The following is a 12,959-nucleotide window of genomic DNA, read 5'->3' as shown; positions in this document are numbered from 1 at the left end:
CGAGCGAAACAAACAAGAAAAAGTTAAAAACAGAACGATCGACAATCAAGAGCAATTTTCTTCGTGCCATGTATTGCTGACCATGCCTTGCTTATCCTGTGGAAACAGCACAAACTGAAGATCCCCTGTGTAAAGTGCTCTTCTTCACACAGGGAAATGGATTAGGTAATCATTTTTAGAGCGCAATTCTTTTTAAAGCAAATAATAACGTAAAAATTTCACGTGCTAGCCTAGCATGACCTGCCTAGTTCATCCCATTCGTATTACTTCTGAGATTTAACTGTTACCGACAAGCTAAGTTTACGATATTTTTCATCAATATCCTTATCTTCGATTAAATCTAAGACTGGGAAACCGTCTTTATGGAAGTGAACACGTCTAAAGCCACTGCTCCGCGGGCCATCTTTGCCAACTCGTGCATGATAGGTATTCCAGATCAGCCCCTCATCATCTTCAACATAGGCATTGTGTCCAGGACCACACTCCCCTTTTACTGAAGCAGATGTTAATAATGGATAATGATTTCTGCTCCAATTACTTGGTTCTAATAAATCTGCCTGCTTATCAACCCTTAGCATGCCAACACAATAAGTGTAATCGACTAACGCACTTGAAGTCGTTAACATTAACTGATCGCCGACAAACAATGGATAGGGTCCTTCTTCAACAAAGACATGATTATTTGCCCAGCTAAAATCCGGCTTTGACAATAGCACTTGATCGCTTATTAGCTGCCACGGCTTATCTGGATTAATTTCTCCGATATAAATCCAAGAGCCTAAATCATTAGGTACAAGATCACGCTGTGCCCAAACAACATAGTGCCTTTCCTTTACTGTAAAATAAGTCATATCAAGCGTTAACCCTTTTTCGCTTAATACTTGACCATACTGATCCAAAAATGGGATCGGCTCTTCCCAATCATTTTTATTACATAAATCTCCGCCCTTTTTCAGCTTCATCACGTGCGATCTGATTTCTGAAAAACCTTTCGGACTACTTGCCAAGAATATATAGACATCGTCTCCTACCTTATGAAACTCTGGCGCCCAAAGAAATTGAACCATGTGATTATACATCTTCGTGTTAATAATCTCGTACTCCGGGGCTGTGACCAATTCTGCTATGGTATGTGCTCTTCTAATCGAGAGGCTTTTATTTCCATTCGCATCATTTGTTGCGATAAAATAATAGGCATCGTTAAACTTAAAAACACATGGATCAGCCCGATCAATACTAATTGGAAAGTAAAAAGATGGCTGCTCTACCTCACCGGTAATCATATATTCACCATCTTGTCTTATATCGATGGAACGCGTATCCCATCTTATTGATCGGGTCACTGACGTATCATCACTGTATAAATACTCAGCCTTAACTTGCTTTAATTCATCTAAAGTCCCAATAACTGCTTTTTCCGGTATATTTACACCAATATTTTGTGGTGCGGTTAAACGTTCAATTAATTTATCAAAAGTAGCCCTTGAAATGTCAATACGATTGACCGGTTGTGCTCCCTTAATATTGGTAGTCAAAACATCAACGCTGAATGGAGGTGTTGGAGTAGGTTTTACATCAATTTCATCAAGATCGGAAAAGAGTGCTTCGTAATTTTCGTTCGATTCATCACACCATTTTAGGCAATACTGCTTCTCCTTAGATAAATAGGTACATGTTACATAGTGGATATGTTTATCACTTTTTAAATCGACTAATCCATGCTCCCTAAAGTCAAGAAAATCAATAGTTGTAAAGAGCAGAACCTTTCCTTTACTTTCTAAATCTGGCGTACCATCAGGCTCAGTTCTAATCGCAACTACACCATAGCCCATCTGCTCAGCTAATTCAAAAATGAAAGGCTGTGTTAAACATTTTGCATTTAGCGTTCGGTTCTCATTTTCAGTTGCTCTGGCAAATAGCACACCGGTATTATGATTAAATGCCTGAAATGCTTGGCCATCAACACTGTAAGCAAGATGCATGCTGTTAGCCAGTTTTTCTCCATAAATCCCTTCTGGTTTGCGTGTATAGGATAAAAGTTGAAATGATTTTCTCGACTCCATTTAAACGCTTTCACTCCTTTTGATTTAATAGCTCCATTATAATAAGCTAATTGACACAAAGCCATGATTTATTATAACTTTAAATTGATATATTCTGACCTTAAGGAGTGAGTTGACTATGGAGGAGATTTTTTTTGCTGATCATCATGCAGAGCATAGTGCCGATTTTATCTTCCACCTACCGAGTGGTCACAACTGTTGGCTTCTCGTTTTAACTAAAACAGCTGCAAGCTTTCAAGTAGATGGAAAGATGAAACCATACGGTGAAAACCATGCGGTCTTGTTTCAACCAGATCAGCCGATTAAATACCAGGCTTGTACTGATCACTATATAAATGGTTGGATTAGATTTAATTTGGAGAGCCTCTTTTTTGATCAAAGTCAACTCAACTATGGTGTTCCCCTTTATATGAATGATCAACTAGCTTGCCATCAACTCACTAAATTGATTGCCCATGAACATCAACACGGTAATGAAAGCGTCGCGATTCATTTGCTTAAGGGTTTACTATGTAAACTTATGTACAGCCACGGCACAGAAGGGAAAGATTTAGCGATTAAATTTAATGAATTACGCCAAGAGATAGAGGTCAACCCAGGCTTTCCGTGGACGATTACATACATGTCTAGGCTAATGAATTTAAGTGAAGGATACTTTCACCGCACCTATAAAAAGCTTTATGGTAAATCATGTATGACAGATGTGATCGAGATACGCTTAAACCATGCTGCACATTTACTAAAAACAGATAAATTTAGCATTAATCAAATCGCCTACCAGTGTGGTTATAAGAATGTCGAGCATTTTTCAAGACAATTTAGAGATAAATTTGGCATTTCTCCTGCTTATTTTCAAAAATAACCGTACCGTCTTTGCAAAACCTTCGATAAGTCGATAGTAAAGCAACAACAATCCATATACATACAACATTAAGCTATAGCAAGAAGAAAAGGGTTCTGTTTTAATCAAGGTATTAAAACAGCCTTATTTGTACACGGCTTAAATAGAAAGGTGGATTTTTGTTTATGACACAGGATCATTTATTAGGTTTAAAACCTGCTTTAGGTTGGAACTCTTGGAATACGTTCACATGGGATATTAACGAGCAGCTTATTCGTGATGTAGCAGACCGATTCGTTTCTGAAGGGTATAAAGATGCTGGTTATACGTACATTGTCATTGATGATTGTTGGAGTTTAAAGGAAAGAGATCAGGATGGAAATTTAGTGCCTGATCCAGAAAAATTTCCGAGTGGTATGCGCGCGCTTGCCGATTATATTCATGATAAAGGTTTAAAGTTTGGCATGTATTCATGTGTGGGCACGCACACATGTGCGGGTTATCCAGGTAGCTTTGAGCATGAATTTCAAGATGCAAAACAATTGGCGGAATGGCATGTCGACTTTTTAAAATATGATTACTGTTTTAAACCAAGACAGATTTCAGGCGAGCTCCTATATAAACGGATGAGCCTTGCCCTTAAAAACTGTGGGAGAGAGGTCTTATTTTCAGCATGTAACTGGGGCGAGGACAATGTTTATCAGTGGATTCGTGAGTCTGGCGCTCATATGTATCGCTCGACAGGTGACATACAAGATAGTTGGGAATCGATTAAGAACTTAGCACGCTCCCAGCTGGACAAAGGGTGCTATACGGGCTCTTTTTGTCATAATGATATGGATATGCTCGTTGTTGGTATGTATGGTGGTAGTAACAACAATTTTATTGGCCATAAAATTGGCGGTTGTACTGATAATGAATATAAGACCCACTTTTCGTTATGGAGTATGATGGGTTCTCCACTTATGATCGGCTGTGATATTCGTGATGCCAATCAAGTAACAAAGGATATCCTACTTAATCAAGAATTACTAAAGATTAATCAGGATTATGAAGGAAGAGGCGCATATCGAATCAAACCAGAGCCGCAATGGTTCCATACAGATGACGTTTTTATGCTTGTAAAGGTGCTATCTGATGGTGATCTTGCTATAGGCTTCTTTAATTTAAGCGATAGTCAAAGAGAAATATCTTTGCAATTCTGGGATTTAGGTCTTCCATATGCATCCGGTTTTTCCTTAGAATTGTTTGATTGCTGGGCACATAAAAATCTTGGTAAGTTTACGGAAAGGTTTAATCCTGTTGTCCCAGAACACGATTGCTTAATTGTAAGAGCAAAGGTGGTCAAGTAGAGTGTGCAGTGATCGATCCTGTCGAAACTGCCGTGTACCGCTTCAAACAGATGATGTTGCGATCTATTTGAAGCTCGTTTCCAGAAACGCAAAGGATTTTGTTTGTATTGATTGTCTGGGTAAGCAACTAAACTGTGGACGCGAACCGATTGACAAGCTCATTAAGTATTATCGAGACTCAGGAATGTGTGTGTTGTTTCGTTAGATTCCAAGCGCAACGTCATATACGCTGAAGGTGTATATGACGTTGCCTTTTTAAAGACTCTCGAAAAATACAATGGGTCTTTATAGCCTACAGAATAGGCTATTGCTTTAATCGACAGATCAGATGACCTTAATAGTTCACATGCTTGTTGAACTCTATAGCGCGTTAAATATGTTGAGATTGACATGCCTGTTGCTTCTTTAAATAAGCGGAACAAGTAGCTTCGCTCGATTTTAACTGCATCTACGATATCCGATACTCTTATTGTACTCTTCCAATAATGTCGATGGATAAAGGTTTTGGCTTGACCGACGTAATCAACTTGATTAATGGAAACCTCTTTAGGATAGTATTCCATATAATAGGACAATAACAAGCGTAGCTTTGCTTCACAACGTAATTTAATATAAGCATCCATGCCCATGTCCTTATCGATTTCAAAAAAAGACTTTAGGTTTAGCGGTGACGCTGATGCCACTGGATGATAGGGTGTTAGACTGGTCATTTCCAATAAGCACGTCGCTTCCTCACCATTAAACTCAACCCACACATATTCCCAGGGGTCCTGAGGATTTGGATAATAATAGATCTCCATATATGGAAAGATAATAAAGCTTTCCCCTTTCTCCAATGGAAATGTACCCTCTCTAGTCCGAAGCATCCCCTTCCCCTTTATGATGTAATGTAGTGCATAAACATCCCGTACACCTGGTCCCCATTTATGCATATTTACTGGTTTATGACCATAGCTAATAAAAACCAAACGATTGTTTACATGTGAACCATTCAGAGTATTAGATTCATTCTCTGGAAATAGCTGTCTCACGCTTATGTTCTCCTCTCCATTAAGCTCGTTAAATAATTTCCCTTCCAGTTAATAAATTATATTATCCTATTTTTATCAAAACCACTAGATTAGTCCAATAATTCCATTCCCTCTTGAAGTAAAATAACAGTAATCGCAATAAGCACAACCAAGATATAATTTAGCAGATTAAACACATAATAACATATTTTAATAAAGCGCTAACATGTTGTTGTAGAAAGAAATACATGAAATGAGCTATTTTGAGTGATACTGATTATATAGGAGGTGTGAAAGATGGCTAAAGACGTGAAATGTGAGGTAAACAATTGTAAGTACTGGACCGATGGGAATAGGTGTGATGCTAATGTCATTTATGTTGTAAGCCATACTGGCAAACGTGCTGCCAATGAAAAAGAAACAGACTGTCAAACGTTCGAGCGAAGTTTCTAAAACGCTCAAACTTTTTTCAAAAGTAGACAGGTTTTTCTGCCATCGACCCTTTCCTTCTTTAATGGCCTTGGGAATCAATACGTAAACATTATTCTGTGCTTATTCCACTAACGAAGAGCGTTAGTGGAATAAGCAAATATTATAAAAATGGAACTTCCATAAATTATGGAGTTCCATTTTTATAAGTAATATCAACATTAAACTTTAACAGAGCCATCATAAAAACAAGCGACATTGAAAGATACAAAACAATTGAAGCAACTGATTCCAGAACGTAAAAAGTTGCTGAAGTTAGATGAGTAAAGAGATGGTTAGAGTACTACAAAGCGCCATAGATGAGTTTAAGGAGTTATTAGATGTTCAAGAAAATTTAATTGAATTCCAGCGTATTCTCGAGGTCGCTGGATATCCCCCACATTATTCTTTAAATAATAAAAAAATTGAATATACATCTATGAATCGAAATTCTTCATTAACTTTTATTGAAAATTTTATGCAGGATTATTTTGATGATAAAGAAATATGTAAAATTGCATTAAAATGGTCCAGCAATACCTTTAGATGAAGTATCATTAGTAACAATGATATCTCCAGGCTTATTATCTATTGCAGCCTCTACTTTATTATTCTGAGCAAAAGTAAAAAAAACAATAAATACCAACAAAGCAAGTAACATTTTTTCTTTATTCAATACCATAAAATACCTCCTTTTATTAAAAAGGATATACTATAATTACCATTAACACTATATTTTTCTTCCTATTTTACTAAATTTAATGTTTAATATAATATAAAAACATAGAAAGGTTGATTTAAATGAAAAGAAAAATAATTTCGATTCCAATATTAATCATTATTATTTTAGTTGGCAGCTTTTTTGGATTTATAGAATTAAAGAAAAACAGTCTAAAAAATACCGTAGTTGAATATTTAATAACGGAAGAAAACATCTCCGAGAATGAGATTATATCTAGTGAACCTTTTATCTCTAACTTGAAAGGTAATAAAAATTATATGGTTAGTATCAAATTAAAAAATGACGCTAAAACCTATTACTATTATCAAAATGAAGATAATAAAATAATATTGGAATCTTATACGGAAGATGGAGAAGAACATGTTGTAGATAAATGATAATTTAAAAATAGCCCTCACTTGGGATGCAGTACCAACCAAGTGAGGGCTTGCTTTTATTACCTAAACGTCCCAGCATTAAGCCTTTTTTGCAACGCTCGAACCATAGCTGAGTTAGGCACACTAATAATCCCATCTTGCACAGTACCCAAATATTTCTGTGTTGTTCTAACCGTATTAGGCCCAATCAGCCCATCTTGCTTACTGCCAACTAAACGCTGCAGTCTTTTAATTACTAAGCTACCTTTACGACCTTTACCAAACTCTACGTCAATAATAGCTTGGCTAGCTAGGTTACGTGTTTGATCACTAATCACACCATCTGTAACGGTGCTGATTGCGTCTTGTAAAGCACGTGTTGTCTGTGGACCCCAACGACCATCGACTTTAAGATTAGCACCAGTGGATTTACTTTTAACTTTATTTGATGATCTCTTAAAACTTTCAAGTGCTGCACCTGTTTCTGGTCCAAAAATACCATCGACACCTATACCAGCATCTTTTTTGAAATTGTTGAAGTGCTGCTTCAGACGTTTTTCATGGTCTTATTTTACGGTGGTTTGCGGAAGGGAGAGGCTTTAGCTTTAACATGGAATGACATTGATTTTGATAATAATATAATCGACATAAATAAAACCGTATATCACGGTCGTATAACATCACCTAAAAATGAGTCATCTGTACGCAAAATAAAAATGCCACAACACACCATGAACTTACTTGGTGAATTGAAGCTACAGTCTAAAATTAAAATGGATTATGTAGTGTTTGGTGCGTTTAAAGATCACATTGCCGCCCACACAACCATAGATAGATATTTTCATCAATATATCGAACAAGTAGAAATTAAACGTATCCGAATACACGACTTTAGGCATTCTCACGCGTCTTATTTAATTAGCCTAATGACATTCAGATTGTCAGTAAGCGTCTAGGACATGCTAATACGTCTACCACATACGACATCTATAGTCATCTCTATCCAAATGCAGAAGATGCTGCAATTGCACAAAATGGAAGAAGATTTTAAACCTGCAAGCGTGGTGAAAATTAGTGATTAAATAAAAAAAACTCACACACAATAAACGTTTTTTCGCATTTAGTGTATCACAAAGTGTATCACGAAAACACGAACCTTACTCCCCCCAAGGGTTTTAGGCTTATTGGTGGAGACGGTGGGAGTCGAACCCACGTCCAGAGATATTGGCACTCAAGCTTCTACGTGTGTAGTTAATTTATTTATATTTCGCTATCTATTCAGCCAACCAACAGGCTTCCTAGTAGCTAGTCTGATTGTTCTCTTCTTGATTTCCTCAGACGGAGGACATCAAGCGTATCCCGCTTAAGTTGAGACCCTAACCCTAGCACACGGGTGATGCTAAGAAGGATCCTTTAGAACTGCTTAGGCAGCTGCTAAAGAGAAATTATTTTCTTTGCCAGTTATTATTGGCGGTTAACGTTTTACGAGCCGTAACCTCGACACGCGACTTGAGCTCAATCTACCCCTGTCGAATCCGTAACGTCCCCATTAACAGGAACAAAACGTTACAGGCTCAAGTAAAATGAGCGATAATAATCATTTGATTGTTTCGTTTTGCTACTCTATTATAACAAATCCCCACATTTATTCAAGGGGGGGTTATTGCATGCTTTCTTTCACGGCACGATCAATATCCCGTTTAGCTTGTTTTCTCTTCAGGTCTTCGCGCTTATCAAATTTTTTCTTCCCTTTACCAAGTCCGATTAATACTTTTGCCATACCGTTTTTCAAGTAAATTCTGAGGGGGACTAACGAATATCCGGCTTGTTGTGTCTCACCAATTAATTTATTGATTTGCTTTTTATGCATCAGTAATTTACGCGTACGTGTCGGTTCATGATTATAACGATTACCTTGCTCATAAGGTGAAATATGCATGTTGTGTAAAAAGACTTCTCCACGTTCAACACGGGCAAAGCTATCTTTCATATTAACCCGACCCGCTCGAATCGATTTTATTTCCGTTCCTTGAAGTACGAGGCCAGCTTCAATGGTTTCTTCAATGAAAAAATCATGATTAGCTTTTTTGTTCTGTGCAATGACTTTTCCTGTTCCTTTTGGCATTGATTTTCCCCCTTCTCCGATCATGCATTCTTCATTTTAACAGGTTCGTTTACCAAACACAATGCTGAACGGGCGCTTTTATTGGACAAGTTTCTATCTGTTATGCGATGATAGTTGAAGATTTGTTATTAGACCCTTAACCATCCAAAAATTAGGCTTTTATTTTTTCACTAAAAGGAGTAGCATCACATGCAAATTAGAATGTTAACAGTAAATGATTTACCGCAGTATAAAGCCATGCAAACCCATATTAAAGATGATTATATGATTGATATTTTTGAACACCTCATCACTCCGCCCAATCATGCATTATTCGGCTTGTTTAAAGACGATAGACTCGTTTCCGTTGCCGGCTATAGCTTCTTCCCTGGGGGGTATGCTATGTTAGGTAGACTGCGGAGTGATCGACGTGAACACGGCAACGGTTATGCCACCACATTGTTAGTTGAGATCATTAATAGGCTAAAAGTTAATCAGCATGTCGATTGGATCGGTGGTTACACCAATATAAATAATCAAGCAGCAAGACGTGTTTTAGCTAAATTGCAATTTGAACCCTTAAAAACATTTCATAGCTATCCATTAATAAATCGCCAGCTCGTAAACAGTAAAGTAGGAGATATCTGGAATGAAGTTTACCATTTAAAAAATAAACGAGCCATTCTCGATCAACTTGCCGCTGATGGGGTACTTGATGTTTATCCTTATGAATGTTACTACCCCTTTCCGTTTCAACAAGCCTTGTTACCAGATCAAAAACTTGATGAAACAAGGGTGTTTCAAAATAAACAGCAAGATCGATGGCTCTTTATTTCGAATGATTATAAGAAAGAACCGTATGCGCACGTTCGTTATTTCTGGGATGACCATTTTAACCAAGCTGGACTATTTGAAACGATAGACTATTACTTGAGTCAACAAGATGAACCGCGTAAGCCATGGTTTGATTTTTCTACCTATGCCAGTTCTCTGATCCCTAATCTTGATGCTTTCGAAATCCAAGATGGATGGATTTTATATGGGAAATCCGTTTAATATTTAGTATAGATTCACTTAAAAAATGCTTTTTATGGCTAGTTAGTTGCCGATTGAATAAAATGAACCTTCAATTAATAGCTGTTGAGCGAATCAGGACATTAGCGTCTGTACCTACCTCAATCGATTTGCTCTACTCTATTTCCCCAAAAGGATGAAGTCACCTTTCCTTAAATAATTACTCTTTCGGTTCTAGGCAGGATATATATAAACTGAAAATTCAGTCAACATTCATGCAACACTAGTGATAAAAATGCACAAATAAAAAACCTGTATGAGGGGTAGAACCCCTCATGCCTCATCACCTAACGGTCAACCAAATCGATCAGGTTAATCACCAGACACAATAAAGTCAAGTTGGTAATGAGGATAATTTATGGATAATAGTTGCTCAATATTATGTTTACTAGTTCGCAATGCAGCTATCGAGACAACCGATTCCGTAAAATCAAGCATGACTGATATATGGATAAACATGCCGATTTTTCGAATCTGACATGTAGTTAAGAAACAATTATCTGGAAGATTCTGCTCAATAACCGGCTGTATTTGTTCCCGCCACTGCATGCGAGGTGTGATCCCTGAACTAAGCTCAATAAAGCTATTCTTGAGTAATGAGACCGGTGTTCGCCAAGCAAACATAACCAAAATCAGACTAATAATTGCATCACCGATATAAAGCACAAACGAAAGTGGCCCTTGTTCATTAACAAGCAGAAACAATCCGACACCTACCGCCACACCAATAGCCATTAAACCATCGACAAAGGCAGTCCGTGAGTCAGCCGCAAGTATCGTGCTTGCTCCCCCCATCTTTCGGTTCTGATAACGCGCAAATATGGATAAGCCAAAGCTCAAGACAATCATTAGCATAATATAAGGAATAACCGGAGTAACATTTAATTTGTCTACATCGCCTGTTCGCCAGTATGTATAGAGGATAGCTACACTTTGGCTCAGTGCAATTAGCAATAAACTAATCGTAACCAAAGATTTGAAGACCGCATATAGCGGCTCTAATACAAATCGTCCGTATGGATAAACCTCACTGGATCTTACGCTATATCGAGAAATCAAGATCGCAACTATGCTGGAGATGGCTGCGATCAACGAAAAGTATGCGTCTAAAAAGACCGCCGGTATTTCCGTCTGAGCGTATACTCCAAAAGCAGATACACCAAGTGATATATTAATTAATATACTGACGATTAATGTTTGTTGCTCTAGTCGTTTTTGCTTCATCATACCTCTCCCATTTCAACTGACATCCCAATCTCCACTGCTTCATTGCCTCTGAATCGGGCAAGTCGCACATCGAAAAGCCCCATCCAATCGAGCATGCCAAGTAAAGTCGACAGGTTCAACTGTAAATCCCCATGCTTCCAAACGCTTCTGTAACTTCTGGTGTCGCTTTTGTATGATAATCGTCTGCGGATCAAGCACAAGAACGTTCGTCCCCATCTGAGCACGGGTGACATCATCCACTTCAATAAATTCATAAGTGTGAAGGGGTGCGGGTAGCGGATGCTGTAAGGATTCACGATGAATAATCCCTCGTTTATCACCAATAATTGTCATACAACAATCAAGATGGAGGATACCCTCATTTGTCAGCTGAACCGGAATGACTTCTGCCTGATCACCAAGTATGTCCTGTAACCATCTACTTCCTTCTTGATTACTTGCATATTTACCTATTCCTACATATACATATGGAAAATCTACGATGACATCGCCACCTTCCAAATATAATCCGCTTTCCTCAGCAATTCGCTCAATTCGTGCTTGCTCAAGATCAAACATCTCAATCAGCTTTTCCATTCCTCGAAGCTCTTTCTGTCGCATCTCGATCTGAAGTTGTCCAGTAATCAACCGGTCATCCACGCATAAAACAGGATCACGTGCAAACATCTGACCTAGACCCGCCGATTCATTCGACTGAGGCTTTATCGCTTCAGGATGATGAACATGAACACCATGACGTATTAGTATCTGCTTTAACTCAGCCAATTCTTTCTGGAACTTCCTTGTTAACCATTTTGGTGCTCTCTTCCCTTTTAGCAACGGATAAAGATATTGGGTGATCATCTGCTTCCACCATGGACTGGCTGCTTCAGTTTCAATATCATGCATATCAGGGATATAGAGTTCTTCAGCCGTTCCTAAAATCACCTCTTCCAATTTTCCATACTCATTTCGGATCCTGATGCGAGATTCCATTGCTTTCACTCCTCTTATGCTAGATTCATAACCATTACTACACGCTAATTCCACGCCAAAACATTCGCCACATCGTCTCAGAAATCTGCTTAAACGCTTTATCTGGCACATAGTGGATTTGCATCATCACACCATCTGCCGTACAAAGAAAAGCAGTAACCAGATCTTCAACAGGCCCCACATGAATAACTTCGTCTTCTATTCCTGATTTTAAGACCGAAGCGAGCGAAACTTTTAACAGTGACTCGTACTCCGCCAGTTTGAGTCTTAATTCCTCATATAAAGCTGCTGGTGGAAAAAACAACATATGTCTAAAAAATTGAAACTCAAACTGTTTATTCTCTTCTAACGGATACTCGCTTAAATAGCGAAAATAGGCATGCAATTGCCGCTCAATAGATTGATCTGCCACTTGCTTACTCAGTTGCTGCAAACTTTGCTTGTTATCTTCAACCAAGTCATGAACAATCGACAAGAACAAAGCTTCTTTTCCCTTAAAATGAGAATACAAACTTGCTTTACGAATGCCTACCTGTTTCGCAATCGCCTCCATCGATGTACCGTCAAAACCATGAATTGCAAATAATTTCATCGCCTCTAACTGAACCCGACCTGCTGCATTTGTTGTCTTCAAACAAAATCACCTCTTATCATAGTATACAACTTATTAACAACCTATCGTTCGGTAGTTTTTATTATAAAAAAACCTTTGCTTTTTGTCAACCTTTCAGGTTTACTCTTTGTATG

The 12,959-nt window shown here is 38.0% G+C and carries 14 protein-coding genes and 1 other RNA gene; 6 read left to right on the top strand and 9 right to left on the bottom strand.

What is annotated here, in order from left to right:
- Window positions 1-263: 263 nt before the first annotated feature.
- Window positions 264-2,063 (bottom strand): family 43 glycosylhydrolase, encoded by a 1,800-nt coding sequence (locus tag JOE23_RS01840; protein WP_204435587.1) that lies wholly within the window; start codon window positions 2,061-2,063, stop codon window positions 264-266.
- Between the two features lie 118 nt (window positions 2,064-2,181).
- Here JOE23_RS01840 and JOE23_RS01835 point away from each other — a divergent pair, with 118 nt between their 5' ends.
- Window positions 2,182-2,925, top strand: coding sequence for a helix-turn-helix domain-containing protein (locus tag JOE23_RS01835; protein ID WP_204435586.1), 744 nt, complete (start codon window positions 2,182-2,184; stop codon window positions 2,923-2,925).
- Window positions 2,926-3,089: 164 nt separating this feature from the next.
- Complete coding sequence (locus JOE23_RS01830; RefSeq protein ID WP_204435585.1) at window positions 3,090-4,256, top strand: glycoside hydrolase family 27 protein; 1,167 nt, start codon at window positions 3,090-3,092, stop codon at window positions 4,254-4,256.
- 161 nt (window positions 4,257-4,417) lie between these two features.
- Here JOE23_RS01830 and JOE23_RS01825 read toward each other — a convergent pair whose 3' ends face one another.
- Window positions 4,418-5,287, bottom strand: a complete 870-nt coding sequence (locus JOE23_RS01825) for a helix-turn-helix domain-containing protein (protein ID WP_204435584.1) — start codon at window positions 5,285-5,287, stop codon at window positions 4,418-4,420.
- 276 nt (window positions 5,288-5,563) lie between these two features.
- Between JOE23_RS01825 and JOE23_RS01820 the strand changes: the two genes are divergently transcribed.
- On the top strand, window positions 5,564-5,719 hold the full coding sequence (locus JOE23_RS01820) for a DUF1540 domain-containing protein (RefSeq protein WP_204435583.1): 156 nt from the start codon (window positions 5,564-5,566) through the stop codon (window positions 5,717-5,719).
- A gap of 535 nt (window positions 5,720-6,254) precedes the next feature.
- On the opposite strand, the gene JOE23_RS01815 is transcribed toward JOE23_RS01820, so the two are convergent.
- Complete coding sequence (locus JOE23_RS01815) at window positions 6,255-6,416, bottom strand: hypothetical protein (protein WP_204435582.1); 162 nt, start codon at window positions 6,414-6,416, stop codon at window positions 6,255-6,257.
- A gap of 119 nt (window positions 6,417-6,535) precedes the next feature.
- Here JOE23_RS01815 and JOE23_RS01810 point away from each other — a divergent pair, with 119 nt between their 5' ends.
- Window positions 6,536-6,853 (top strand): DUF3139 domain-containing protein, encoded by a 318-nt coding sequence (locus JOE23_RS01810; RefSeq protein ID WP_204435581.1) that lies wholly within the window; start codon window positions 6,536-6,538, stop codon window positions 6,851-6,853.
- A 59-nt stretch (window positions 6,854-6,912) separates the two neighbouring features.
- Here JOE23_RS01810 and JOE23_RS01805 read toward each other — a convergent pair whose 3' ends face one another.
- Window positions 6,913-7,170: a hypothetical protein gene (locus JOE23_RS01805; protein ID WP_204435580.1), complete on the bottom strand. Its 258-nt coding sequence runs from the start codon at window positions 7,168-7,170 to the stop codon at window positions 6,913-6,915.
- Between the two features lie 201 nt (window positions 7,171-7,371).
- Between JOE23_RS01805 and JOE23_RS01800 the strand changes: the two genes are divergently transcribed.
- Window positions 7,372-7,788, top strand: coding sequence for a site-specific integrase (locus JOE23_RS01800; RefSeq protein ID WP_338021875.1), 417 nt, complete (start codon window positions 7,372-7,374; stop codon window positions 7,786-7,788).
- 229 nt (window positions 7,789-8,017) lie between these two features.
- Here JOE23_RS01800 and ssrA read toward each other — a convergent pair.
- Together ssrA and smpB are read right to left on the bottom strand one after the other, a co-directional pair.
- Window positions 8,018-8,380: a transfer-messenger RNA gene (ssrA, locus tag JOE23_RS01795) on the bottom strand.
- Window positions 8,381-8,492: 112 nt separating this feature from the next.
- Window positions 8,493-8,957, bottom strand: a complete 465-nt coding sequence (gene smpB / locus JOE23_RS01790; RefSeq protein ID WP_204435579.1) for an SsrA-binding protein SmpB — start codon at window positions 8,955-8,957, stop codon at window positions 8,493-8,495.
- A 189-nt stretch (window positions 8,958-9,146) separates the two neighbouring features.
- On the opposite strand from smpB, the gene JOE23_RS01785 reads away from it, so the two are divergent.
- Window positions 9,147-9,992 carry a GNAT family N-acetyltransferase gene (locus JOE23_RS01785; protein WP_204435578.1) on the top strand — a complete coding sequence of 282 codons (846 nt, stop codon included), beginning with the start codon at window positions 9,147-9,149 and terminating at the stop codon, window positions 9,990-9,992.
- A gap of 330 nt (window positions 9,993-10,322) precedes the next feature.
- On the opposite strand, the gene JOE23_RS01780 is transcribed toward JOE23_RS01785, so the two are convergent.
- From JOE23_RS01780 to JOE23_RS01770, 3 genes are read right to left on the bottom strand one after another with little or no spacing between them, the layout of a single operon-like run.
- Window positions 10,323-11,234, bottom strand: a complete 912-nt coding sequence (locus JOE23_RS01780) for a cation transporter (RefSeq protein ID WP_204435577.1) — start codon at window positions 11,232-11,234, stop codon at window positions 10,323-10,325.
- A gap of 42 nt (window positions 11,235-11,276) precedes the next feature.
- Complete coding sequence (locus tag JOE23_RS01775) at window positions 11,277-12,212, bottom strand: dimethylarginine dimethylaminohydrolase family protein (RefSeq protein WP_204435576.1); 936 nt, start codon at window positions 12,210-12,212, stop codon at window positions 11,277-11,279.
- Between the two features lie 37 nt (window positions 12,213-12,249).
- Entirely contained in the window at window positions 12,250-12,846 is a 597-nt protein-coding gene (locus tag JOE23_RS01770) for a TetR/AcrR family transcriptional regulator (RefSeq protein ID WP_204435575.1), read from the bottom strand.
- Window positions 12,847-12,959 lie beyond the last annotated feature (113 nt).

The sequence above is a fragment of the Amphibacillus cookii genome, from assembly GCF_016908375.1.
GTDB classification, from domain to species: Bacteria; Bacillota; Bacilli; order Bacillales; family Amphibacillaceae; genus Amphibacillus_C; species Amphibacillus_C cookii.
The sequence above is the reverse complement of the archived record's forward strand: the minus strand, read 5'-3'. Positions and strand labels throughout refer to the sequence as shown.